This is a genomic window from Amycolatopsis sp. WAC 01375 (assembly GCF_003947325.1).
Classification (GTDB): domain Bacteria; phylum Actinomycetota; class Actinomycetes; order Mycobacteriales; family Pseudonocardiaceae; genus Amycolatopsis.
Map to the genome: position 1 here is coordinate 117,883 of NZ_QHHW01000027.1, position 23,036 is coordinate 140,918.

Genomic DNA, 23,036 nt, shown 5'->3' on the forward strand with positions numbered 1-23,036 from the left:
CGGAAGTACCCATGTTGTGGTGTACGGGACCTGGCGCGCCGAGGATCACGATTTCCGTCATTTCGTCGAATCGGCGGTATACGTGACGAGGCGCGCACTCTCCGTCATGGCCGGGCCGTCACCCATGCGTACTAGCGGAGCGGGAGACGGAATGTGGCACAGTGTCACCTGTGAGTGGGATTCCCGTCGCCGACGACGTTCTTGACGCAGATGTGGCCGTTCTTCCGCTGTCGGAGGTCGCGACCGCGCTGAACGTTTCGGCCAACAAGGTCCGCCAGATGCTGCGCGACGGCCATCTGATCGCCGTCCGGCGCAAGGGCGAGCTGTACGTCCCTGGCGCGTTCCTGGTGAAGGACGGCGTGGTCAAGGGCCTGGCGGGCACCATCACCGTGCTCGCGGACTCCGGTTTCAGCCGGACGGAGATGCTGCGCTGGCTTTTCGCCGCGGACGAGACCCTGCCCGGGGCCACCCCGGTCAACGCGCTTCGCACCAGCCACGGCACCGAGGTCAAGCGGCGCGCGCAGGCGATGGCGTTCTAGTTCTGACCAGCGCATACGTCGCGGCCGCGAGAAGCTGACACCCCGCCGCGGCACTCATCGCCATGGTCACGGAGAGTGCGCTCAACGGTCCCGCGGCCGCCGCACCCGCCGCGAGTCCGGTGATCTTCACGCTCGCCGCCGTCGTGAAAACCTGAGCCCGCACTCGCGCGGGCGTTTCGCGATGCCGGATGGCGAAAAGCGCCGAAAGTTGCGGTCCTTCGGCGAATCCGGCGAGCGCGGCGGCGGCCAGCAGGGTCACCGCGTCGTGCCCTGTCGCCGCGAGCAGGAAACTCGCGCCCAGCAGGACGGTGCTGGCGAGCACGGTGCCGTCCGGTGGCGGTGGCCTGCGGGCCAGTACGGCGTTCGCGACCAGTGACGCGGCGGCCAGCACGGTGAGCAGAAGCGCGCCGAAGCCCGGATTGCCCAGCCGTTGGGCGCCGAGCAGCGGATAGCAGACCACGGCGACCCCGATGCCGACGAAGGACACCGTGGACGTCGAGGTGGCCCGCAGCAGCGCGCGGTTGCGGAAGAGGACCGTGAACCCGTCGGCGAGTTGACGGCGGATCGGTGTCGCGGGCTTCGCTTCGGCCGCGGGGAGCGACCATGCGGCGGGGAAGGCGGCGGCGACCAGCGTGATCGCGACGGCGACCGCGGCCGGAGCGCCGGCGTACGCGGCCACGAGCCCGGCGAGCCCCGGCCCGGCGAGGCTCGCGGCGGTGAACGTCATCGCGTCCAGGGTGCTCGCCCTCGCCAGCGGTGTCATGCCGCGGACGTTCGGCAGCTGCGCCGTCCAGCCGCCCGCCAAAGCGGGGTTGAGCAGCCCCACCGCGACGGCGACCGCGATCGCCGCCGGGAGTTCGACCAGCGCGAGTACCGCGCCGAGTCCGCCCGCGTAGGCGAGCAGCGCCCACGCCAGCAGCCGTCCCGGCTGTGGACTCCGGTCGAGCAGCGCCCCGAGCAGTGGCCCTCCCGCCGCCGCGGAGACCGTCAGACCCGCGAGCAGCGCGGACCCGGTGGCGGCCGAGCCGTCGACGCTCATGCCGAGCAGGAGCAACGCCGGTCCGGACAGTTCGTCCCCGGTCCTGGCGACCGTCGCGCCGGTCAAATAGACGGCGAGACTGTAACGGCCTCTCATGAGCGAGACGTTACAGTGGGGTATGACTTCAGCGCAGCGGGATTTCCTGCCCGGCCGTTCGGCGCGGGCGGCGGCGCAGCGCGCGGTGGATCTGCTGGCGGTCCTGCTCGCGCCGGACCCCTCGGTCGCGTCGGTTCGCGCCGTTCTGGAGGCGCACGGCGAGACCTCGGTCGACATGGCGCCTTCGGATGTGGCTTCGCTGCGCGAAGCGGCCGCGGAGTTGCGAGAGGTATTCGCGGCGCGGGATGCGGGAGAGGCGGCCGAGGTACTCAACCGGCTGCTGGCTCGCTACGCGCATCCGCCGCGGCTGACCGATCACGCCGACGGGTTCGGCTGGCATCTGCACGTGGACGCCGACGACGACGGGCCGTGGGGCGCGTGGCTGGTGACGTCGTCCGCGCTGGCGTTGGCGGTGTTGCTTTCGGACCGTCAGGCGCCGCCGGGTGGGCTGTGCGCGGCTTCGGGCTGTGGGAAGCCGTTCGCGCATTTGGGTGGGGGGAGCCCGCGGCGGTACTGCTCGACGCGGTGCGCGACTCGGGAGCGGGTCGCTGCGCACCGTCGCAAGTCGCCTGCGATGCAATGAAGGACGCTTTCATAGCAAATTTTGCTATGAAAGCGTCCTTCATTGCGCGCGGGAAGCGGGACTCAGCCCTGCTTGTCCCGCCAAGCGATCCAGGACCGCAGCTTGTCGAGGTTGTAGTCCGGCCCGCCGGTCGCGACGGTGAACAGCGAGACGCCCAGCTCCAGCAGCTTCGGGCCCAGCTCCTCGGGCTCGCCTTCGACGGCGACCGAACGCTCGATCTCCTTCGGGTCCCGGCCGACGTCGGCGCAGTGCTGGTCGAGGATCTTGACCTTGCGCTCGACGACCTCCGGGTCGCCGAAGCCGTGCCAGATGTCGGCGTGCTTCGCGACCAGGCGCAGCGTCTTCTTCTCGCCGCCGCCACCGATCAGCACCGGGATGTCCCGGACCGGCTGCGGGTTCAGCTTGCCCAGCCTGCTCTCGATCCGAGGGAGCGCCTCGGCGAGGTTGTCGAGCCGCCCGCCCGCGGTGCCGAACTCGTAGCCGTACTCGTCGTAGTCCTTCTCGAACCAGCCGGAGCCGATGCCGAGGATCAGCCGTCCGTCGGAGATGTTGTCGACGGTGCGGGCCATGTCGGCCAGCAGTTCGGGGTTGCGGTAGCTGTTGCACGTCACCAGCGCGCCGATCTCGACCCGCGAGGTGGACTCCGCCCAGGCGCCCAGCATGGTCCAGCACTCGTAGTGCAGACCCTCGGGCTCACCGTAGAGCGGGTAGAAATGGTCCCAGTTGAACACGATGTCCACACCGAGGTCTTCGGCCTCCGAAGCCGCCCGGCGGATCGCCTTGTACTCGGCGTGCTGCGGCTGCAGCTGGACGCCGATCCGGATCTTCCTGTTCGAAGCAGTGGTCATGTTCGCACCCTAAGCCTGGAGTTGCTCCACGCGCTCGCCAGTATCCTCGGCAGCGCGACTTTCAGCCGACGGCGGCGAGGGACGACCGCGCGGGTGTTCAGCACGTCGTGACCGAGGGCCTCGATCTCGTCCAGAATGCCTTCGTAGAGGACGAGGGCGGTCCGCACGCAGTCGCGGGATTCCTCGCGCAGCAACGGGATGCCCGCTTCGGCGCGGCGGTACACCGCCCGGTTGCGCGCCACCGCGACCGCGAGCGCTCGCCGCACCCGCCGGTCGGGCAGCCCGCGCGCACGGGACCATTCGAGCAGTTCGCGGTCGACGCCGAACGCGGCGAGTTCCCTGGTGGGCAGGTACAGCCTCCCGCGGTCGAGGTCCTCGCCGATGTCGCGCAGGAAGTTGGTCAGCTGGAACGCCTCGCCCAGCGCGGCGGCGCCGGGTTCGGCTTCCGCGACCGGGACGACGGTGCCGAAGACGGGCAGCATCTGCAGGCCGATCACCTCGGCCGAACCGTGGACGTACCCCTGGAGGTCGGCGTAGGTCGCGTACTCGGTGATCTTGAGGTCCATCGCCATGGACCGCAGGAACGCGTCGAACAACTCGCGGTCCAGGTCGTGGCGGCGCACGGTGTCGGCGAGCGCGGTCAGGACCGGATCGGCCGGTGTTTCACCGTCGAAGATCCGCGCGACCATGACGGCGACCTCGTCCAGCGCGGCCGCGGGATCGGTGCCGGGCGCGGGATTGTCGACCAGTTCGTCCGCCATCCGCGCGAAGCCGTACAGCGCGTGCGCGAACGGCCGCGTCCGTGGCGGCAGCAGCCGGGTCGCGAGGAAGAAGGTGCGGCCGTGGTGCGCGTTGATGCGCCGGCATTCGGTGTACGCGGCCCGCAACGCCGGGCCGGTGATGCCCGCGGCGTCGAGTTCGTTCATCGGCCGGTGACCCTTCCCGCCGCCAGCCTGCCGGAGATCACCACCGGTGGGATGCCGACGCCGGGTGTGGTCCCGCAGCCCGCCAGTACGACGTTTTCCGCCGCTCGTATGAGGTTCCCCGGCCGGAACGGGCCGGTCTGGGCGAAGGTGTGCGCGAGCGAGAACGGGGTGCCCGCGGTGAGCCCGCGTTCCGCCCAGCCCGCCGGGGTGATCGTCTCGTCGACGGTGAAGCCGTCCGCGAATCCGGTCAGGCCGCGCTTTTCCAGCGTACGCAGGAGTTCCTCACGATAGGCGGGGCCGACCCGGCGCCAGTCGATCTTGCCGCGGCGCAGGTTCGGCGCCGGGGCGAGCACCGAGATCACCTGATCGCCGCCGGGGGCCAGTCCCGGTTCGGTCGCCGTCGGCCGGGTCACCAGCAGCGACGGGTCGCTCATCAGCTTGCCTTCGCGGATGATCTCCGAGAACGTCTTTTCCCAGGCGTGGCCGAAGAAGATGGTGTGGTGGCCCAAGTCCGGCCACGTTTTCGGCGCGTGCCCGTGGAGCACGACGGCCGACGGCGAGTACCGCAGCGGCAGCGGCCGACGGGGACGGGCGCCGAGCAGCCGGTACGCGGTACCGAGCTCGGTCGCGAGAACCACGGTGTCGCAAGGGATCCGCTCGCCCGAGCGGGTCCGTACCGCGCGCACCCGCGAGGAAACCCTTTCCAGCCAAGCGGCTTCGGTGCCGAACCGCACTTCCGCGCCGGCGCGTCCGGCCGCGTTCGCCATCGCTCGCGCGATCTCACCCATCCCGCCCGCCGGGTAGTAGACCCCGCCGACGGTGTCCATGTAGGAGATGACGCCGTACGCGCCGATCGCGCGCGCCGGATCGAGTCCCGCGTAGAGGGCCTGGAAGGAGAACAGGCGGCGCACGCGGTCGTCGCGCAGGAATCCGCCGATCTTCGGGCCCAGCCGTCCGAAACCGCCCAGTGCGGCCAGCTTCGCCAGCTCCGGGCGTACGAGATCGAGCGGCGAGTCGAAGTTCGCGCCGATGAAATGGTCCTTCTGCACCGCGTACAGCTCGGTCAGCCAGCGCCGCAACCGGCGGTAGCCCTCGGCTTCGGCGGGACCGGCGGCCGCGCGGATCTCGGCCTCCATCGCCGCCGCCTCGGTGTGCACGGCGATCGTGCTGCCGTCGGCGAACTTCGCGCGGTAGGCCGGGTCGAGGCGCGTCAGCGTCAGGTTGTCCGAAAGGGATTCGCCGATCGCGGAAAAGGCCTCGTCGAGCAGTTCGGGCATGGTCAGCACACTGGCGCCGGTGTCGACGGTGTTGCCGCCGAAATCCGCCTGCCCCGCCCGGCCCCCGGGGCTTTTGTCCTGCTCCAGCAGGGTCACCCGGCGGCCGGCGCCGAGCAGGTGCAGCGTCGCCGACAGCCCGGCGAGCCCGCCACCGATCACCACCACGTGGTCACTCGGACCGGTGACAGTGCGCATCAGTACGTCCGCTGGGTCGCCTTGACGACCAGCCCGGTCAGCGCGGCGGGAGCGGGCTCGGCCAGGTGGGCGCGGTCGAGCGCCGCCATCGCGGAGTCGGTGAGCTCGTCGATGCGGCGTTCCACCGCGTCGACCGCGCCGACGTCCCGCAGTGCTTCGCGCACGGTCTCGACGGCGTCTTCGGACAGGTGGGCGTCGCCGATGGCGTCGGAGATGATCTTCGCCGCCGCGTCCTTGCCCTGCTCGGCCGCGCGCTGGAGACCCAGCGCGACCAGCAGCGTCCGCTTGCCCTCACGCAGGTCGTCGCCCGCGGGTTTGCCGGTGACCGACGGGTCGCCGAACACGCCGAGCAGGTCGTCCCGCAGCTGGAACGCCACGCCGACGTCGTCGCCGAACTCGCGCAGCGTCGCGATCAGGGCGTCGTCGGCGCCGCCGAGCGCGGCACCGAGGTGCAGCGGGCGCTGGACGGTGTACGCGGCTGTCTTGAGCTTGCAGATGTGCAGTGCCGCCTCGGGGGTGGCGTCGCCGGTGGCCTGCGTGCGGACGTCGAGGTACTGCCCGGCGAGTACTTCGGTGCGCATCGCGCGCCACGCCGGCCGTGCCGCCGCGAGGACGGCGGGCGGAAGCGGTGCCTCGCCGAACATGTCGTCGGCCCAGGCCAGCGCGAGGTCACCGACCAGGACGGCGGTCGCGAGCCCGAAGGTGCTCGGCGAACCCAGCCAGCCGCTGTCGGCGTGGAGCTTCGCGCCCGCGATGTGCACGGTCGGTGAACCGCGGCGCGAATCGGAGGAGTCGATGAGGTCGTCGTGGATCAGCGCACACGCCTGGATCAGCTCCAGGCTCGCCACCGCCTGCAGCACCCCTTCGACGTCCGGCCCCGCCGGATCGCCGCCGGCGCCGCGCCAGCCCCACCAGGCGAACGTCGGGCGCAGCCGTTTGCCGCCGCCCAGCACGAATCCGGCCAGCGCGTCGATCCCGACCCCGACGACCGGTTCGGTGCGGCGGATTTCGGCACCGGCGCGCTCGAGGAATCCGGCCAGGGCCCGCTCGACGTTGGCGGGCAGATCGGCGTCGTAGGCGGACGTGTCCATGCGCACATCCTCCGGGAAGGACGTCTTCATGACCCAGTCGGGTGCCGTGGAATGTGGCGAACGAGACGTGGCCCGTCGTTGCGATTCGTCACCTACTTGCGGTCCTCGTGCTACCGACTACCGCAAGTAGGTGACTAATTGCGGGTCTTGTCGTAGTGCCGTTTCGCCCGCGCCCGGTTGCCGCAGTCCGACGAACTGCACCAGCGCCGCGACCGGTTGCGCGTGTGGTCGGTGAAGACCCAGCCGCAGCCGGGCCCCTCGCACTCCCGGATCCGCTCCAGATCCCCGGTCCGGAGCAGGTCCTCGGCCGCCAGCGCGAGGAAGTGCGGCAGCGCGCCGTCGCTCTCCAGCGGCACCACCCAGCGCAGCGGCAAGGACCGGGGGAGCGAGGCGTGCCGGTATGCCTCGATCAGGGGCTTTCGCAGCGCCGTGACGTCCGGCGGATCCGACACGAGCACGCGGTACAGCGTCTCGCGGAAGGCCTTCACCGTCTCCAGGACGGCCTCGGAGATCTCCAGCCGTTCGGTGTTCGCACCGACCAGGACGACCCACTCGGACAGCCGTTCCGGGGTCGAAAGACGGTCTTCCCGCCGCGCCGGATCGCGGCGCCAGGAAACGGTGTTGACCAGGTCCAACGGCACGCTCCCGCCGATGCTGTCGTACCCGTCCCAGTGGCCGCCCACGAATCCTCCTAATGGTCAAAGTTAGTTTAGCTTGTTAGGCTCGGGTCATGGCGGAGATGTCGACGCGCCGGCGGAACTACCTGGCCGGCGCCCGTGTCGGGCTCGGGCTGGGTGTCGCGACCTTCGTCCTCGGCGTCACCTTCGGCGCGTACAGCCAGACTCTGGGCTGGGGGATCGCGGCCCCGATCGCCGCGTCGATCCTCGTGTTCTCCGGCTCGGCCCAGTTCGCGATGGCCACCGCGCTCGCGGGCGGCGGCAACATCGCCGTCGCGGTCGGTGCCGCGGCCCTGATCAACGCCCGGTTCCTGCCGATGGGCGCCGCCGTCGCCGCGGATCTGCGCGGAGGACGACTGCGCCGCGCGTGGGAGGGCCAGGCCGTCGTCGACGGTTCGTGGGTGGCCGCGCACCTCGGCGAAGGGCGTTTCGATCGCGAAAAACTCATCGGCTGCACCCTTGTCCAGTTGCCCGCATGGGTGTTGGGGACGGTGCTCGGCGTCCTCGCCGCGCCGCCGCCGGACGTCGTCGCGCGGTTCGGGCTCGACATCGTGTTCCCCGGTTTCTTCCTGGTCCTGCTCATCGACGAACTGCGCCGTTCCCGCGAGGCGGTCCGGACCGCGGCGCTCGCCGCTTGCCTTGCCGGGATCTTGGTGCTGTTCGTCCCGGTCGGGCTCGCGCTGATCGGCGCGTCGGCCGCCGCGCTGCTGGGCCTGGGGACGCGGCGATGACGCTCTGGATCGCCATCGTCGCCGTCGCGCTGGTCAGCATCGGGTTCAAGGCGGCGGGCCCGGTCCTGCTCGGCGACCGGACGCTGCCGCCGCGTTCGGCAGGCGTGATCGCGTTGCTGGCGCCCGCGCTGCTGGCCGGTCTGGTGCTGACCGACGTGACCGGTCCGGCCTGGTCCGCGGTCGACTGGACGCTGTGCGCGGGACTGGCCGCGATCGCGGTGACCTACCTGCTGCGCGTCCCGGTGCTCGCCGCGATCCTCTGCGGGGTCGTCGTCACCGCGGCGCTCCGGTTCCTGGCCTAGGCCCAGAACGGTCCGCTCAGCCCGGCCTGTTCGAAGTACGCGGCCGCGGCGGCCGGATCCCGGCGGGTGTAGCCGTGGTCGAGCCTGCCGTCGTACCAGCCTGCCGCGAGCCGCCACAACGTCGCGAGGTCCATGACGTAGCCCTTGTCCTGCCCCGTTTCCGCCAGCCAAGCGTCCACACAGGACTCGCCGCAGAACAGGCGCTGGTTCCCGCAGGTGTGCACCACGTCGTCCCACATCCGGGCCGCCGGGACGAGGAAATGCGCGACCAGATCGCCCTTCGGTGGCACCTGGTCGTTCACGAGCAGGGCCCGCGGTTCGCCGCAGCCCCGGCAGCGCGTGGACACCAGCACCTCGGGTTCGGCCTTGACCAGATGCGGGATCGCGAACGCGTCCCACGCGCAGCCGCCCCACCACAGCGTCCGCTCACCCATCACCGAGAAACCCAGCGGGATCGCCGCGAACGGATGCGCCATCACGACGTGCTCGCAGTCGTCGAGCACGAGGTGCCGCCGCTCCGCGAGCCGGTGCAGCGCCTGTTTCGCCACCGCGAGCGATCCGTGGGCGGCGTCGGCCAGTTCCGGCGCCGTCGGCGGCCTCCCGTGCTCGGCGAACGCGCGGTAGACCGCGACGCGGACGTCCTCGTCCCAGCTGGTGTCGGTTTCGGCGCTCATGGCGGCTCCCTGTGCTCGTCACCGAGTCTCCCCAGGCCGGCGCCACACGGCAACCGCACGCGAGTGGCCGAGGTCGCATGCCCACAGCCTGAGAGGGGGCTCCCAGCCAGCGGACCTCCCCCTTAACATGGCGGTATGACGTCGGTGGTCGAGCGGTTGCAGGGTGATGGACCCGTGTTCTCCATCGAGTTCTTCCCGCCTCGCGACGCGGCCGACGAGGCGGTGCTGTGGAAGTCGATCCGGGAACTCGAACCGCTGGACCCGGCGTACATGTCGATCACCTACGGCGCGGGCGGCTCCAGCCGGGACGGCACGATCCGCAGTATCGCCCGCGTCGCCACCGAAACCACGCTGGTGCCGATGGCGCACCTCACCGCCGTGAACCACTCGGTCGCGGAACTGCGCAACGTCATCGGCTGGTACGCCGCCGTCGGCGTGCGGAACATCCTCGCGCTGCGTGGCGACCCGCCGGGCGACGTCTACGGCGACTGGGTCCCGCATCCGGACGGGCTCAACTACGCCGAGGAACTCGTCGAACTGGTGCGTTCGCTCGGCGACTTCTGCGTCGGCGTCTCGGCGTTCCCGTACGGCCACCCGAGGTCGGCGAACCTCGAGGCCGACACCGAGTACCTCGTGCGCAAGCTGCGCGCGGGCGCCGATTTCGCGATCGCGCAGCTGTTCTTCGAGCCGGAAGACTTCCTCCGCCTGCGTGACCGGGTGGCGGCCACCGGCTGCGAGGCGCTGGTCATCCCCGGCATCATGCCGCTGACCACGCCGCGGACGCTGCACACGTCGATCAAGCTGTCCGGCGCGCCGGCGCCGCGGCGGCTGCTGGACCGGCTCGAACCGCTGGCCGACGACCCGAAGGCCTTCCGCGCGGAAGGGATCGACGCGGTGACCGAACTGTGTGAGCGGCTCATCGCCGAAGGCGTCCCTGACCTGCACTTCTACACGTTCAACCGGTCCAAGGCCACGCGTGAGGTGGTCAGCAGGCTCGGGCTGGTCCCGGCCCGGGCGTAACTCCGTACCGAAGTCGCCCGCTGTCCCGGTAGCGTGCCGGTCATGGCTTCGACCGCGCAAAGTGTGCACCAGATCTGTGACCGGTACGTCGACGAGTACGCCGCGGCCGACCCGGTCGCCGCGACGACGTTCGGCATCTCCGGATACGACGACCAACTGACCGACTACTCGCCTGCCGGACACGCGGCCAGGGCGGCGATCGCCACGCGCGCGCTGGCCGAGATCGAAGCGGCCGAACCCGCCGACGACGGCGAGCGCGCGGCCAAGGCGGTGTTCACCGAGCGGATCGGGTTGCAGCTGGAGATCCACGATGCCGGTCTCGACGTCGCGGCGCTGAACGTGATCGAAAGCCCCGTGCAGGAACTGCGCATGGTCTTCGACCTCATGCCCACCGACACCGCGGAGCACTGGGCGACGATCGCCGCCCGGATGGCGAAGGTACCCGAAGCGCTCGACGGTCTCCGCGCTTCGCTGCTCGCGGCCGCGAACGCCGGCCGGGTGTCGGCGTTGCGGCAGGTCGGCAAGGTCGCCGAACAGGCCGAAACCTGGGCGGGGTTGAAGGACGACGCCGGTTTCTTCGAGACGCTGATCTCGGGAGCGAAGGACGTCGACGAGAAGCTGCGTGCCGAGCTCGGCCACGCCGCTCACGCCGCTCAGGAGGCGTACGCGGAGTTCGCCGGTTTCCTCCGCGCCGAACTCGCCCCGCTGGCGCCGGTCAAGGACGCCGTCGGCGCCGAGGTCTACAAACTGTGGTCCCGGCTGTTCACCGGAGCCACCCTCGACCTGGACGAGGCCTACGCCTGGGGCTGGGCCGAATTCACCCGCATCGAAGCGGAAATGCGCGAGGTCGCCGGCCGGATCAAACCGGGCGCCACCCTCGCCGAGGCGGCCGCCGTCCTCGACGCCGACCCCAAGTACGTCGTCCGCGGCCGGGCCGAATTCCAGGCCTGGATGCAAAACTTGTCCGACAACGCGCTGAAGTCGTTGCGCGGCAAGCACTTCGACATCACCGACCGGGTGATGGAACTGGAGTGCAAGATCGCCCCGCCCGGCGGCACCGTCGGCGCGTACTACACCGCCCCGAGCGAGGACTTCGCGCGTCCCGGCCGCATGTGGTGGTCGCTGCCGCAGGGCCGGGACCAGTTCGTCACCTGGCGTGAGGTCAGCACCGTCTACCACGAGGGCGCGCCGGGCCACCACCTGCAGATCGCGACCGCGGTCGACCAGTCCGACTCGCTGAACAAGTACCAGCGGCTGCTGGCGTTCACCTCCGGGCACGCCGAAGGCTGGGCGCTGTACTCCGAGCGGCTGATGCAGGACCTCGGCTTCCTCGCCGACGACGGCGACCTGCTCGGCATGCTCTCCGAACAGCTGTTCCGCGCCGCGCGCGTGCTCGTCGACATCGGCATGCACCTGGAACTGGAGATCCCGGCGGGCACCGGCTTCCACGAGGGCGAGCGGTGGACGCCCGAGCTGGGCCTGGAGTTCATGCTCACCCGCACCGTCACCGATCCGGCCCACGTGCACGACGAGATCGACCGCTACCTGGGCTGGCCAGGGCAGGCGCCGTCGTACAAACTCGGCGAACGCCTGTGGCTCGCCGCGCGTGACGAGGCCCGTGCCCGGCAGGGGGACGCCTTCGACATCAAGCAGTTCCACACGCGGGCGCTGGCGCTCGGCGGGATGGGGCTGGACACGCTGCGGGAGATGCTGGCCGCACTGGACTGAGCCACGCTCCTTCGGCCCTCGCGCGCGCAATGAAGGAGCCTTTCATTGCAAATTTCGCAATGAAAGGCTCCTTCATTGCATCCGGAGAGACCCTCCGGATGCGTGCTCCCACCCTGTCCGAAGGAATCTGGCCGACACCAAGAGCCTCAGCGATGGCGCGTGAAGGACCCCTTCCCTCGGCTCACCCGAGGAAACTCGACCTTCACCGCGCCCGAATCGCCACTCACGACCACCGTGGCCCGCCGCGTGCCGCAATTCACGTGCCCCCACCACCGAAGCCTTGATACGTTCCCTCGCGTGCACCGGATCTTTCTCGTCACCCCACCCCCCGCCTCCTGAGCGGGGTGTCTCCGGCCGCGCGGCGTTCCAGCCGCCCGGCCGATCCGTGTTGCACTGAAGCACCCCGCGTCGTCGCCGTCCGCTGACCCGACAAAGACGCAGGAGCGTTCCCCATGTCCGTAGCCGTACCCACGCGCGCCCGATCGTCGGCCGCGCTCGTCCTCGCCGGTGTCCTCTGGGGGACCGGCGGCCTCGCCGGATCCCTGCTCGCCTCCCGCGCGGGGCTCCATCCACTGAGCGTCGCCGCGTACCGGCTGCTCATCGGCGGCGTGATCGCCACCGGCTACCTCTGGCTCACCGGGGGCCTCCGCGGCCTTCCCCGCACGACACAGGTCCGCCGTCGCCTCCTGACGGTCGGCGGCTTGTTCGCCCTTTTCCAGACCAGCTATTTCGTCGCGGTCTCGTTGAGTTCCGTGAGCGTCGCGACGATGACCACCATCGGCAGCGCGCCCGTTCTGCTCGCCGTCGCGACGGTCGTCAGGACCAGGAAACTCCCCACGCGGTGGACAGCGGTGTCGCTGGTCGGATCCCTCATCGGGCTGGCGCTGTTGCAGTGGACGCCCGGAGAAGAGGTCAACGCCGCCGGAGTGCTGTTCGCCTTGCTCGCCGCGGCCGGGTTCGCCGCGCTGACACTCGTGACCGCGACCCGCGTCGAGGGGCTGGATCCCTTGCCCACCACGGCGTTCGGCTGCCTGATCGGCGGCGCCGCGCTCACGCCCGCCGCGTTGTGGTTCGGGATGGCCGTGCCGGTCCAGGCCGACGTGGTCGCGCTCGTCGTCTACTTCGGTGTCGTGCCCACGGCGCTGGCGTACGCCGCGTACTTCCGGGGCCTCGAAGGCGCGCATCCCGTACTGGCCGCGCTGTCCGCCCTGCTGGAACCGTTGACCGCCGCGCTGCTGTCGATGGCCCTGCTCGGTGAACGGCTCGGCGCCGTGGGCTGGTGCGGCGCGGCGGTGCTCATCGCCGCGCTCGCCGTCGCCTACACGAAACCTTAGAGCGGCAGCGTCCGCCCGAGGATCGCGAACGCCCGCGGATCCCCGGCGAAGTGGTAGTCCCGCAGCACATCGACGAAGCCGACGCGCCGGTACAGGTTCCAGGCCCGGCTGGTGCCTTCCGGCGTGGAAAGGAGGACGTGGGCGTTGGGCACGCCGTCGAGCAGCCGCCGCAGGAGGTCCTCGCCGATCCGCTTCCCCTGGTTTTCGGGGCTCACGTGGATCTCGGTGAGCTCGAAGTAGTCGGACATCCAGTGCTCGGCGGCGGCCTGGCCCTCACGGCGGGTCAGGCCGTGGCGGACCTGTTCGTGCCACCACTGCCCGCCGCGGCCCTTGTAGCCGTAGGCGAGCCCGAGCAGGACGCCGTCCGCGTCGAGCGCGGCCATGCAGCGCCAGCCTTCGCGTAACGCGTGCGTGAGCCACATCGGCGCGCGTTGCTCGGCCGTGCCTTCGGGGTAGCGCATGGCGTTGACGTAGATGGTCAGCGCCTCGGGGAGCCGGGCGCGGAACTCGTCCGCGGACAGCTGGACGTAGCGGGTGCATTCCGAGGACATCGCGGTCACGGGCGCCCATCCTGCCCGGCGCCCGCGACGTCCGCGGGAGTGCCCCCGGTCAGCGCGACGAGGCGGGCGAACGTCGTGGGGTACACCGACTTCGGGTGTCCGGCGGCGGCCCAGACGACGTCGTGGGCGCGCAACGCGGTGTCGACGAGGGTGGTCAACGCTTTCGGGTGACCGACCGGGGCGACGCCGCCGATCGGCTGCCCGGTGTGCGCGCGGACGAAATCCGCGTCCGCCTTGCCGATCTCGTCGGCGCCGGTCAGCGAGGCGAGGATGCCGGTGTCGGCGCGGTGCGCGCCCGAGGTCAGGGCGAGCAGGGCCGTTTCGGTCCCGCCGGTGCGGCTGCGGAACACGAGGCTGTTCGCGATCGCGCCGACCTCGACACCGAGCGCTTCGGCGGCTTGCGCGGCCGTGCGGACTTCGGCGGGGAGGATCCGGATCCCGTCCGCGGCGTCCTGCTGACCCGCCTCGGCGAGCGCGGCCGCGACCTTGGCCACCGAGGGATGCCCGGACTGGTCGATGGTGCTCATGAGCCTATGAGATCACGTGACCGATCCGGTGTCCCGCACCACATGCGGCGATCGCCCTGGCACGGGGTTGAAGAAATGGGCACTTCGGGGTTACATTGGTCTTGTTCGAACAGACGTTCGACATTCGGTGAGCGCGCACCGGTAGGTGCCCGGCGCGGGGGCGGGGGAAGCGCCTCGGCGCCGGGCACCGGCCGGCGCTCACGTACAGGAGGAGGGTCGTCATGTCCGTTTCGGTCGTGTCCCCTGACGAAGCCGAGAGGCCGGGGGGCACCGCGCAGCCCGCCCTGCCGATGTCGTTGCGCCCGCCGGCACCACCCGCGGCGGTCTCCTTGTACGCGCAGGCGAGGCGGGGTCTCGCCGAGGCGGAGCGGGAAAACGATCCCGCGGAGCGGTTCATCGGGGCGTATCTCGCCGCGCTGCGGGGCGCGGCGGCGGTACTGGAGGCCCGCGGCCGTCCGCACCGGGGCCGGGCCCGGCCGGCGAGCGGCTGGGTGCTGCTCGACTCCGTCGCGCCCGAATTGAAGGAGTGGGCGGCGTTCTTCGCGGCCAACTCCGCGACGCGGGCCGCCGCGCAGGCGGGGATCACCGGCAAGGTCACCGTCGAACTGGCGGACGAGCTGACGCGGGCCGCCACGGTGTTCCTGGAACTCGTCCGACGGGTGGTGCACGGGCTGCCGATGGGTGATTCGGCGCATGTCGCCTGAGTCACCATGGAGAGGGGGTGCCCGATGGCCGGGCAGGCCATGATCGACCAGGGCAGGTTCCTGGAGGTGCTCGGCGCCGAAACCGAGCTGATGGCCCAGGTGGCGCACACCGCGTCCGCCGACGCTCCGGTTCCGACCTGCCCCGGCTGGACGCTCGGTGAGGTCCTCAGGCACGTGGGCAGCGTGTACCGGGTCACCCGCCGCTGGATCATCGACGGACGGCGTCCCGAACACTGGCAGCGCAAGCCGGGGCCGACGCAGTCGCTGGAGGAGTACTTCCGCGAGGGCCGGGACGAGCTCGTCGCCGAATTGTCCGCGCACGATCCGGAGGCAGCGGCGCCGACCTGGTGGCCGGCGGACCGCAGCTACGGGTTCTGGCGGCGGCGGATGGCGCACGAGACGACGATCCACCGGATCGACGCGGAGAGCGCCGCCGGCCGGGAAGTGTCGGCGATCCCCGAAGACGTGGCACTCGACGGGATCGACGAGGCGCTGGTGCTGTGGTTCGGCCAGCGGCTGCCGTTGCTGGGCTTGTCCGGCACCAGGACCGGATCGGTCGGCGTGCGCACCGCGGGCCACCACTGGATCGCCAGAGCCGGGCCCACGGAAACGGTCGCCTGGCGATGCTCCGCCGAGGAGGCCCGGCGCGCGGACGATCTGATCACCGGGCATCCGGACAAGATCTACCGCTGGCTCTGGGGCCGGGCGGGTCCGACGGCGGTGACGGTCAGCGGAGACCAGGACATGGCGGGACAACTTTGGGCCCTTTTGCGGCTCGCGACTCGATGACCGGTCGGTGGGGAAGCCAAACCGGTCAGCGCCAGTCGGCGGAGCCGAAAATGTGCCTGAAGAACGACCGAACGCGTGAACCCGCCCCGGCCGAAGGCCCCGCGATCGCGGTGGCAGGGCGCCCTGCCCGCTCATCGGGACGTGCATGACCGGCGAGCGCCCTGCCGACGTCGATCGCGGACGCGGGTTCACCTACGGGACACAGACGCGGGTTCACCCACAAGACACAGAAGTGTCGGTGGTGCCGTCTAGGTTCACGGGTGTGGCATCGCAGCTGGTGAACCTGGTCTTCGACTCGGCCCTTCCCAGAGATCTGGCGGGTTTCTGGGAAGGGCTGTTCAGCTGGGACGCCCCGTTTCAACCGGCGTTCCGCTCCGAGGCGGTCCCCAAACGGGGCAAGAACCGGCTGCACCTGGATCTGACGAGCCGTTCGCCAGGGCACCAGGCCGAGCTGGTGGACCGTGCGCTGTCCCTCGGCGCACGGCACATCGACATCGGCCAGGGCCCGCCGGCGGAGAAGCGGGTGCCGTGGGTGGTGCTCGCGGACCCCGAGGGCAACGAGTTCTGCGTCCTCGAACCGCGCGAGCAGTACGAGGGTTCCGGCGCGATCGCTTCGGTCGTCACCGACGCTCTCGACCCGGAGCGGCTCGCGCGGTTCTGGGCGGCCGCCCTTGGCTGGGAGATCGGCGTCCGTGAGAAGACGATCGTGGGTCTGCGGCCACCGGGCGGCCGCGGCCCGTGGGTCGAGTTCCTCGCCACGAAAGAGGAGAAACAGCACAAGAACAGGCTGCGGTTCGAGATCGCGCCACGGCGAGGCAAGAGCCGGGCGGCCGAAGTCCGGCGTCTCAGGGAGCTCGGCGCGACAGGACAGGGTTCGGCGAGGCAAGATGCCGTGGCCATGGTGGATCCGGAGGGCAACGAGTTCAGCGTGCTCGCACCCCGGTAGTTGTTTCGCCGGGGTTGCGTGGTGGCGTCGAACGCTGACCTGAGCGAAACACCCGCGCCGTTGGCAGGCAACAACCGGCCGGGACCGTGGAGGTCATGGAGACCTATCGAGTCCGGCCCGCCCGGCTTCACCCCGGTGAAGAGACAACGACCGCGTCGGCCTGGCGGGTCCGGATCCGCGTGGACGACCGGCCGGGCACCCTGGCCAGGATCGCGATCCGGCTGGCCGACCTCGAGTGCAACATCCTCGGGTTGTCGGTGCTCCCGGTCCCCGGCGGCGTGCTCGACGAGATCGTCCTGCGGCCGGCCACCGGTCTGCCGCGGCAACTGCTCGTCGACGCGATCCGCGACGAAGGATGCGAATGCTCCGCCGTCATCGACGCGGATCTGGCCGAACTGGTCGATCCGGCCACCGCCACGTTCGCCGCGGCCAAGAGAGCCGTCGAGGAGCCCAGCGGCCTCGCAGAGGTCCTTCGCGGCGTGCTCGCGGCCGACGTCGTCACGAAGGTCCCGTCGATCGAGGCGAACCCTGCCCGCACGGAGGGCGGGCATCGGGCGGTGTTCCCGGCGGGCGACGGCACCGCGTTCGTCGCGCGCCGCCGGTGGTCGCCGTTCGTCGAACTGGAACTGAGCCGCGCGGTCGCGCTGACCGGGCTGATGACCGCCGTCCGCGACAACGTGACCGGTCCGGTCGTGCTCGACCGGGCCGACGGCGCCGCGATCGTCCTTCGGAAGGGTGTCCCCGGTGACGCCGAAGCGGTGTCCGCGCTGCACCAGAGATGCTCGATGACGACGCTTTTCCACCGCTACCACACAGGGATGCGCGCCGTGCCGCGCCGCTGGCTGCACCGGCTCCTGATGCCGCCGCGGGGGATCAGCCTGCTCGCGGTCTGCGGCCGGGACGTGATCGGTCTCGGCCAGCTGATCCCGTCGGCCGATGCCGGCGCGGCCGAAGTCTCGCTCCTGGTCGAGGATTCCTGGCAGCGCCAAGGCATCGGCACCGCCTTGCTGACCAGGCTCGCCGTCCTCGCCGCAGCCAAGGGGGAGCGCGAACTCGCCGCCGTCTGCCTGCCCGGCGACGATTCCCTCTACCGCACCGCCGCCCGCGCGGGGCTCCGCCCCGAACGTGCCCCCGGCGACTCCGGCACCCTGCGCCTCACGCTCCCCAACCCCCGCAATTAGTCACCTGGTTGCGAGAGAAACGATCGCAACCAGGTGACTAATTGCGGTTCCAGAACCAGTCTTTGCCGCGGGCCTCGCCCAGCGCGCGCTTCTTGCGTTCGGGAGTGAGCCGATCCAGGTAGAGCTTGCCGTCGAGGTGGTCGGTCTCGTGCTGCAAGCACTGGGCGAGCACTTCGAAGCCTTCGACCTCGACGGGCTCGTTGCGCAGGTCGACGCCTCGCACCACCGCGTGCTTCGCGCGGACGACCGGGAACCACAGTTCCGGCACGGACAGGCAGCCCTCGCCGATCTCATGCGTCTCTTCGGACAGCTCGACGATCTCCGGGTTGATCACGTATCCGCTCAGCCCGCCGACGTCGTAACTGAACACCCGCAGGCCGACCCCGATCTGCGGCGCCGCGAGCCCGGCGCGTCCGGCCGGTTTCACCCCGTCCATCAGATCGGTCACCAGCGACTCGATCTTCTTGTCGAATGTCGTGACCGGGTCGCATACGGTCTTGAGCACGGGATCCCCGAAGTAGCGCAGGTCGCGCATCACCATGTTCGAACGTCCTTCTCCGCAGGTCTGAGCCGTGATTCTAGGCCCGCAGGCGCAGTCCCTTGGGAGTCGCCCGGAATCCCGCCTCCTGGAGGACGCTGGAAAGCTCCGAGGTGAGTGCCACTTCGCCGTCGGCCTTCTGCACCGCGAGCTGACCCAGCCAGCCCTCCCGCACCGCCGTGGACAACGCCCGCGCGGCCGACCGCAACGTCTCCTGATCCTCGGTGAAACTCAGCAGCGACCGGCCGCCGCGTTCGACGTACATCGCCGGGACGCCGTCCACGAGCACCGCCAGCGCGCCCGCCTTCCTAGCCGGACGGTGCTTCGGGTCGCCCGTCGCGGCAGGCCACGGCAACGCGGCGCCGTAGGGCTGGGCCGGGTCGGCGGCGGCGAGTACGACGGCGCCTTCCGTGGTGGTGCGCTGGTTCCCGGACTGCGCGCGCAGCCTGTCGACCGCGCCCTTCGCCGCGAACTGCGCCGCGCCGAGCCCTTCGACCACGTAACCACGGACGACCTGGCCCGAATCCTCCATACCGCGCAAAACCTTGTAGATCCCGGAAAACCCGCCCGTCACGCGCTCGGTGTCGAGCGCGCCCCTGGTGAGGACGCCGTGCCGTTCCAGGAACGCCTCCGTCCGCGCGAGCGCACGCCTCGTCGGATCCGGCGCGCGGTCCGGAGTCAGCGCCCAGCGCCCCGCGACCGTCGGCGGACCGGTGCGCGAAGGCATCGCCGGCCGCCCGGCACGAAGCCGCGCGTACCGGCCACGAGGAGCTTGCCGCCGTGGCTTGTGCGCCGCGCCGGAACCGGAGACCTGCGCCCGCAACGGGCCCAGCGTGTCCCCGGTGACCAGCCCGGCCCAGACGAGATCCCACAGCGCGGCGACGACTTCACCGTCGTTGGGCGGGGTTTCGACCAACGGCGACGCCCGGTCCACGAGCTGGCGGAAGAACTGCGCCCCACCCTCCAAAGTGGACAGAATGGCCTGGTGCAGCGGCCCGGAGGGCAGATCGTCGTCGAGGTCGGGCAGCAGCAGATCGGCGACGTCGGTGGGGGCGAGCGCCAGCCAGCCGTCCCCACCGGACAGGGAACCGCAGCCACACCAGGTGACCTCGCCCGCCGTGGTGAGTTCGTCCAGCAGCGAGGGGGTGTAGCCGGGCAGCCTGCTCGGCAGGATCAGCGATTCGACGGCGCTCGCCGGGAGCGGGGCGCCGGCCAGCTGCTCGACCACGGACAGCACGTCGTCCGCCGTCGGCGCCGACCGCACGCGCGCGCCGATGCCGTGCCACGACGGCAGGAACCGGCCCAGTGCCGCCGGTTCGACCGGCTCGACCTCGGCCCGCAGCCGGGCCAGCGACGCCCGCCTGAGCCTGCGCAGCACCGACGCGTCGCAGAATTCCATTCCGACGCCGTGGGTCTCCGGATGCCCGACCGGGCTCAGTTCGCCCCGGACCAGCCTGCCTTGCGCGGTCAGCCTGTCCAAGACTCCGGTGACGACGGCCGTCCCGAGCCCGAACCGCTCGGCGGCCTGACGGGCGCTGAACGGGCCACGGCTGCGCGAATAGCGCGACAGCAGGTCGCCGACGGGATCGTCGACCGGTTCGGTGAACGCCTCCGGCACGCCGACCGGCAGCGCGGTACCCAGCGCGTCCCGCACCCGGCCCGCGTCTTCGATGGCGATGAAACGTTCGCCACCACCGATACGGACCCGGAGCACTCGCCGCGCGGCCTCCAGTTCCTCCAGCCACTCCCGCTGGATACCGCGCGCGGCGGCCTCCTCGATCGAGAGATCCCCGAGGAACCGCAACAGATCCGCGGCTTCCTCGGCATTGCGGGCATGCCTGTCGGGCTCGAGGCGTTGCAGTGAACGCTCGACTTCGGCGACGACCTCGGCGTCCAGCAGCTCCCGGATCGCCTCGGTGCCGAGCAGCTCGGCCAGGAGTGTCGAATCCAGCGCCAGCGCCGCCGCGCGCCGTTCCGCGAGCGGGGCGTCGGTCTCGTACAGGAACATTCCGACGTAGCCGAAGAGCAGGCTGCGCGCGAACGGGGACGCCGACGGGGTCTCGACCTCGACCAGCTTGACCTTCCGCGACCGGACGTCGGTCATCAGTTCGCGCAGCCCGCCGACGTCGTACACGTCCTGCAGGACTTCCCGCATCGCCTCCAGCACGACGGGGAACCGCTCGTACTTGGCCGCGACCGAAAGCAGTTGCGACGCGCGCTGCCGCTGCTGCCACAGCGGCGTGCGGCGGCGCGGATCCCGGCGGGGGAGCAGCAGCGACCGCGCCGCGCATTCCCGGAACCGGGCGGCGAACAACGCCGAGCCGCCGACCTCGGCGACGATCAGCTGCTCGACCTCCTCCGGATCGAGCAGCACGTCTTCGACGCCGATGGTGATTTCCGAGCCTTCGGAGTCCAAGGCTTCCGGCAGCCGCAGCACGATGCCGTCGTCGGAATGCGCCACCTGGGCGTCGACCCCGCGGTTCTCGCGCAGCCGGGCCGCGATCGCGAGCGCCCACGGCGCGTTGACCTGAGCGCCGAACGGTGAGTGCAGGATGACCCGCCAGTCACCAAGTTCGTCGCGGAAGCGTTCCAGCAGCACGGTCTTGTCGTTCGGCACATGGCGCGTGGCGGACTTCTGTTCTTCCAGATAGGCCAGCAGGTTGTCGCACGCGTACTCGTCCAGCCCGGCGACGGCCGCGCGTTCCCTGGCCACCGAAGGTTCCGAAGTGGACAGTTCGCGGACGAACGCGCCCAGCGCCCGCCCCAGTTCCAGCGGGCGGCCCGGGGCGTCGCCCTTCCAGAACGGCATCCGCGCCGGCTCACCCGGCGCGGGCACCACGATCACGCGGTCGTGGGTGATGTCGGTGACCCGCCAGGAAGAGGTGCCGAGCAGGATCGTGTCCCCGACGCGGGATTCGTAGACCATCTCCTCGTCGAGCTCACCCACCCGCGACCCGGGTTTGTCGTCGCCGCCCGGCGTCATCACGGTGAACAGGCCGCGATCGGGGATCGTGCCGCCGGAGGTCACCGCCAGCCGTTGCGAACCCGGACGGCCGTGCAGTTCGCCGCTGACCCTGTCCCAGGTGATCCGGGCGCGCAGCTCCCCGAACTCCTCGCTGGGGTACCGGCCGGCGAGCATGTCGAGCACGGCCAGCAACGCGTCGTCCGGCAGGGACGCGAACGGCGCCGCGCGGCGGGCGAGGGCGGCGAGTTCGTCGACGGTCCACGATTCGAGCGCCACCATCGCCACGATCTGCTGCGCGAGGACGTCCAGCGGGTTCCGCGGATACCGCACCGCCTCGATCGACCCGGACGCCATCCGTTCCGCGACCACCGCGCAGGAGACGAGGTCGCCCCGGAACTTCGGGAACATCACGCCGCTCGACACCGCGCCGACCTGGTGCCCGGCCCGGCCCACCCGCTGAAGCCCCGAAGCGACCGTCGGCGGTGCCTCGATCTGCACGACGAGATCGACCGCGCCCATGTCGATGCCGAGCTCCAAGGACGACGTCGCCACGACGCAGGCGAGACGGCCGGTCTTGAGCTCCTCTTCGACGTGGGTGCGCTGCTCGCGTGACATCGAGCCGTGGTGCGCCCGCGCGATCACCGGCGCCGCGCCGGTGGTGAGCCCGGACTGGCCGATCGCCTCGGCCGGATACCGCTGATCCGGCTCCAGTTCGGACTGTTCCACCACGAGTTCGTTGAGCCGCGCGGTCATCCGCTCGGTGAGCCGCCGCGAGTTGGCGAACACGATCGTCGACCGGTGTGCCTGGATCAGTTCGAGGACCCGCTCCTCCACCGCGGGCCAGATCGACGGCCGCCGCGGTGCGCCGTCGATGTCCTCGAGCGAGCCGGGGAGCCGGGCGAGTCCCGCATCGAGGTCTTCGTTCTGCTTCGGCCCTTGTGGACCGTCGAGATTGGACATGTCCTCGACAGGGACCTCGACGCGGACCTCGATCGTCTTCGCGAGCTTCGGCTGGACGATGGTGACCGGCCTGCCGCCCGCCAGGAACGAGGCGACCTCGTCGATCGGCCGGACCGTCGCCGACAACCCGATCCGCTGGGCGGGCTTCTCGAGAAGAGCGTCGAGCCGCTCCAGCGACAAGGCCAGATGCGCGCCGCGTTTGCCGCCCGCGACCGCGTGCACCTCGTCGATGATCACCGTCTCCACGCCGCGCAGCGAGTCACGCGCGGAGGAAGTGAGGATGAGGAACAACGACTCCGGTGTGGTGACCAGCACGTCCGGCGGGGTCTTGCCGAACGAGCGCCGCTCGGCGGCGGTGGTGTCGCCCGTCCGCATCCCGACGCCGATGTCCGGCACCGGCAGCCCGAGCCGCCGCGACGCCTGCGAGATGCCGGCCAGCGGTGCCCGCAGGTTGCGCTGGACGTCGACCGCCAGCGCCTTCAGCGGCGAGACGTAGAGGACGCGGCAGCGTTTCCGCGGCTCCGACGGCGGCGGCTCGACCGACAGCCTGTCCAGCGCCCAGAGGAACGCCGAGAGCGTCTTGCCGGAGCCTGTGGGCGCCACGACCAGCGCATGTTCCTTCGCGTGCGCGGCACGCCACGCCCCCTCCTGCGCCCGGGTGGGCGCGGCGAAGGCCCCGGTGAACCAGTCCCTGGTCGCGGGGGAGAAGAGGTCGAGTACGTCTGCCACGCCCTCCATAGTGCGCCGGACCACCGACAGTTTCGCTCCGAGGCCTGTGACACGGCACCCGGTCGGGGACGAGTTCG

Annotated in this window: 22 protein-coding genes; 11 read left to right on the forward strand and 11 right to left on the reverse strand. The window is 70.9% G+C overall.

All coding sequences use genetic code 11. The features are described 5' to 3' along the window. Positions 1–170: 170 nt before the first annotated feature. Positions 171–539, forward strand: a complete 369-nt coding sequence (locus DL991_RS17205) for an Rv2175c family DNA-binding protein (protein ID WP_125785329.1) — start codon at positions 171–173, stop codon at positions 537–539. Here DL991_RS17205 and DL991_RS17210 read toward each other — a convergent pair. Beyond that, positions 508–1,674, reverse strand: a complete 1,167-nt coding sequence (locus DL991_RS17210; RefSeq protein ID WP_125785330.1) for an MFS transporter — start codon at positions 1,672–1,674, stop codon at positions 508–510. The genes DL991_RS17205 and DL991_RS17210 overlap by 32 nt on opposite strands. A 22-nt stretch (positions 1,675–1,696) precedes the next feature. Between DL991_RS17210 and DL991_RS17215 the strand changes: the two genes are divergently transcribed. Next, entirely contained in the window at positions 1,697–2,257 is a 561-nt protein-coding gene (locus DL991_RS17215) for a CGNR zinc finger domain-containing protein (protein ID WP_125785331.1), read from the forward strand. Positions 2,258–2,319: 62 nt separating this feature from the next. Here the strand turns inward: DL991_RS17215 and DL991_RS17220 are convergent, their stop codons facing one another. The 5 genes from DL991_RS17220 to DL991_RS17240 form a co-directional block, all read right to left on the reverse strand. Beyond that, on the reverse strand, positions 2,320–3,105 hold the full coding sequence (locus tag DL991_RS17220) for an LLM class F420-dependent oxidoreductase (protein ID WP_125785332.1): 786 nt from the start codon (positions 3,103–3,105) through the stop codon (positions 2,320–2,322). Then, complete coding sequence (locus tag DL991_RS17225; RefSeq protein WP_125785333.1) at positions 3,102–4,031, reverse strand: phytoene/squalene synthase family protein; 930 nt, start codon at positions 4,029–4,031, stop codon at positions 3,102–3,104. Before DL991_RS17225 ends, DL991_RS17220 begins: the two co-directional genes overlap by 4 nt. Then, positions 4,028–5,503 carry a phytoene desaturase family protein gene (gene crtI / locus DL991_RS17230; protein ID WP_125785334.1) on the reverse strand — a complete coding sequence of 492 codons (1,476 nt, stop codon included), beginning with the start codon at positions 5,501–5,503 and terminating at the stop codon, positions 4,028–4,030. Before crtI ends, DL991_RS17225 begins: the two co-directional genes overlap by 4 nt. Continuing rightward, positions 5,503–6,594: a polyprenyl synthetase family protein gene (locus DL991_RS17235; RefSeq protein WP_125785335.1), complete on the reverse strand. Its 1,092-nt coding sequence runs from the start codon at positions 6,592–6,594 to the stop codon at positions 5,503–5,505. The genes crtI and DL991_RS17235 overlap by 1 nt, the downstream gene beginning before the upstream one ends. Positions 6,595–6,728: 134 nt before the next feature. After that, positions 6,729–7,277 (reverse strand): CGNR zinc finger domain-containing protein, encoded by a 549-nt coding sequence (locus tag DL991_RS17240; protein WP_125785336.1) that lies wholly within the window; start codon positions 7,275–7,277, stop codon positions 6,729–6,731. Between the two features lie 47 nt (positions 7,278–7,324). On the opposite strand from DL991_RS17240, the gene DL991_RS17245 reads away from it, so the two are divergent. Together DL991_RS17245 and DL991_RS17250 are read left to right on the forward strand one after the other, a co-directional pair. Further along, positions 7,325–8,002, forward strand: coding sequence for an AzlC family ABC transporter permease (locus tag DL991_RS17245; RefSeq protein WP_233598881.1), 678 nt, complete (start codon positions 7,325–7,327; stop codon positions 8,000–8,002). Further along, the gene (locus DL991_RS17250; protein ID WP_125785337.1) at positions 7,999–8,304 is read left to right on the forward strand and encodes an AzlD domain-containing protein; all 306 of its coding nucleotides are present in this window, start codon (positions 7,999–8,001) and stop codon (positions 8,302–8,304) included. The genes DL991_RS17245 and DL991_RS17250 overlap by 4 nt, the downstream gene beginning before the upstream one ends. Here DL991_RS17250 and merB read toward each other — a convergent pair. Then, complete coding sequence (merB, locus tag DL991_RS17255; RefSeq protein WP_125785338.1) at positions 8,301–8,978, reverse strand: organomercurial lyase; 678 nt, start codon at positions 8,976–8,978, stop codon at positions 8,301–8,303. The two genes, DL991_RS17250 and merB, sit on opposite strands and share 4 nt — an antisense overlap. Positions 8,979–9,113: 135 nt before the next feature. Between merB and DL991_RS17260 the strand changes: the two genes are divergently transcribed. From DL991_RS17260 to DL991_RS17270, 3 genes are all read left to right on the forward strand, one after another. Continuing rightward, positions 9,114–9,998: a methylenetetrahydrofolate reductase gene (locus DL991_RS17260; protein WP_125785339.1), complete on the forward strand. Its 885-nt coding sequence runs from the start codon at positions 9,114–9,116 to the stop codon at positions 9,996–9,998. 42 nt (positions 9,999–10,040) lie between these two features. Then, positions 10,041–11,726, forward strand: coding sequence for a DUF885 domain-containing protein (locus DL991_RS17265; protein ID WP_199753987.1), 1,686 nt, complete (start codon positions 10,041–10,043; stop codon positions 11,724–11,726). A gap of 452 nt (positions 11,727–12,178) precedes the next feature. Further along, a complete protein-coding gene (locus DL991_RS17270) occupies positions 12,179–13,060 on the forward strand; it encodes a DMT family transporter (RefSeq protein ID WP_125785341.1) in 882 nt (293 codons plus the stop codon). Here the strand turns inward: DL991_RS17270 and DL991_RS17275 are convergent. Both DL991_RS17275 and DL991_RS17280 read right to left on the reverse strand, forming a co-directional pair. Next, the gene (locus DL991_RS17275) at positions 13,057–13,620 is read right to left on the reverse strand and encodes an N-acetyltransferase (RefSeq protein WP_125785342.1); all 564 of its coding nucleotides are present in this window, start codon (positions 13,618–13,620) and stop codon (positions 13,057–13,059) included. The genes DL991_RS17270 and DL991_RS17275 overlap by 4 nt on opposite strands. Beyond that, complete coding sequence (locus tag DL991_RS17280) at positions 13,617–14,147, reverse strand: YbaK/EbsC family protein (protein ID WP_125785343.1); 531 nt, start codon at positions 14,145–14,147, stop codon at positions 13,617–13,619. The genes DL991_RS17275 and DL991_RS17280 overlap by 4 nt, the downstream gene beginning before the upstream one ends. A 221-nt stretch (positions 14,148–14,368) precedes the next feature. On the opposite strand from DL991_RS17280, the gene DL991_RS17285 reads away from it, so the two are divergent. From DL991_RS17285 to DL991_RS17300, 4 genes are all read left to right on the forward strand, one after another. Next, complete coding sequence (locus DL991_RS17285) at positions 14,369–14,851, forward strand: SAV_6107 family HEPN domain-containing protein (RefSeq protein WP_007029300.1); 483 nt, start codon at positions 14,369–14,371, stop codon at positions 14,849–14,851. A gap of 24 nt (positions 14,852–14,875) precedes the next feature. Then, positions 14,876–15,640 carry a maleylpyruvate isomerase family mycothiol-dependent enzyme gene (locus DL991_RS17290; protein WP_125785344.1) on the forward strand — a complete coding sequence of 255 codons (765 nt, stop codon included), beginning with the start codon at positions 14,876–14,878 and terminating at the stop codon, positions 15,638–15,640. 262 nt (positions 15,641–15,902) lie between these two features. Then, on the forward strand, positions 15,903–16,586 hold the full coding sequence (locus DL991_RS17295) for a VOC family protein (RefSeq protein ID WP_125785345.1): 684 nt from the start codon (positions 15,903–15,905) through the stop codon (positions 16,584–16,586). A gap of 95 nt (positions 16,587–16,681) precedes the next feature. Next, the gene (locus DL991_RS17300) at positions 16,682–17,767 is read left to right on the forward strand and encodes a GNAT family N-acetyltransferase (RefSeq protein WP_125785346.1); all 1,086 of its coding nucleotides are present in this window, start codon (positions 16,682–16,684) and stop codon (positions 17,765–17,767) included. Positions 17,768–17,804: 37 nt separating this feature from the next. On the opposite strand, the gene def is transcribed toward DL991_RS17300, so the two are convergent. Continuing rightward, positions 17,805–18,308, reverse strand: a complete 504-nt coding sequence (gene def / locus DL991_RS17305; RefSeq protein ID WP_125785347.1) for a peptide deformylase — start codon at positions 18,306–18,308, stop codon at positions 17,805–17,807. A gap of 37 nt (positions 18,309–18,345) precedes the next feature. Then, on the reverse strand, positions 18,346–22,968 hold the full coding sequence (locus tag DL991_RS17310) for an ATP-dependent helicase (RefSeq protein ID WP_199753990.1): 4,623 nt from the start codon (positions 22,966–22,968) through the stop codon (positions 18,346–18,348). Positions 22,969–23,036: the final 68 nt, after the last annotated feature.

Bases quoted from the DNA above. Each gene is read 5' to 3' on its own strand.
- DL991_RS17300 (WP_125785346.1), top strand. From the start codon at position 16,682: ATGGAGACCTATCGAGTCCGGCCCGCCCGGCTTCACCCCGGTGAAGAG.
- crtI (WP_125785334.1), bottom strand. From the start codon at position 5,503: ATGCGCACTGTCACCGGTCCGAGTGACCACGTGGTGGTGATCGGTGGC.
- DL991_RS17225 (WP_125785333.1), bottom strand. From the start codon at position 4,031: ATGAACGAACTCGACGCCGCGGGCATCACCGGCCCGGCGTTGCGGGCC.
- merB (WP_125785338.1), bottom strand. From the start codon at position 8,978: ATGAGCGCCGAAACCGACACCAGCTGGGACGAGGACGTCCGCGTCGCG.
- DL991_RS17250 (WP_125785337.1), top strand. From the start codon at position 7,999: ATGACGCTCTGGATCGCCATCGTCGCCGTCGCGCTGGTCAGCATCGGG.
- DL991_RS17245 (WP_233598881.1), top strand. From the start codon at position 7,325: ATGGCGGAGATGTCGACGCGCCGGCGGAACTACCTGGCCGGCGCCCGT.
- def (WP_125785347.1), bottom strand. From the start codon at position 18,308: ATGGTGATGCGCGACCTGCGCTACTTCGGGGATCCCGTGCTCAAGACC.
- DL991_RS17265 (WP_199753987.1), top strand. From the start codon at position 10,041: ATGGCTTCGACCGCGCAAAGTGTGCACCAGATCTGTGACCGGTACGTC.
- DL991_RS17270 (WP_125785341.1), top strand. From the start codon at position 12,179: ATGTCCGTAGCCGTACCCACGCGCGCCCGATCGTCGGCCGCGCTCGTC.
- DL991_RS17290 (WP_125785344.1), top strand. From the start codon at position 14,876: ATGGCCGGGCAGGCCATGATCGACCAGGGCAGGTTCCTGGAGGTGCTC.
- DL991_RS17215 (WP_125785331.1), top strand. From the start codon at position 1,697: ATGACTTCAGCGCAGCGGGATTTCCTGCCCGGCCGTTCGGCGCGGGCG.
- DL991_RS17280 (WP_125785343.1), bottom strand. From the start codon at position 14,147: ATGAGCACCATCGACCAGTCCGGGCATCCCTCGGTGGCCAAGGTCGCG.
- DL991_RS17210 (WP_125785330.1), bottom strand. From the start codon at position 1,674: ATGAGAGGCCGTTACAGTCTCGCCGTCTATTTGACCGGCGCGACGGTC.
- DL991_RS17260 (WP_125785339.1), top strand. From the start codon at position 9,114: ATGACGTCGGTGGTCGAGCGGTTGCAGGGTGATGGACCCGTGTTCTCC.
- DL991_RS17310 (WP_199753990.1), bottom strand. From the start codon at position 22,968: ATGGAGGGCGTGGCAGACGTACTCGACCTCTTCTCCCCCGCGACCAGG.
- DL991_RS17285 (WP_007029300.1), top strand. From the start codon at position 14,369: ATGTCCGTTTCGGTCGTGTCCCCTGACGAAGCCGAGAGGCCGGGGGGC.
- DL991_RS17220 (WP_125785332.1), bottom strand. From the start codon at position 3,105: ATGACCACTGCTTCGAACAGGAAGATCCGGATCGGCGTCCAGCTGCAG.
- DL991_RS17235 (WP_125785335.1), bottom strand. From the start codon at position 6,594: ATGGACACGTCCGCCTACGACGCCGATCTGCCCGCCAACGTCGAGCGG.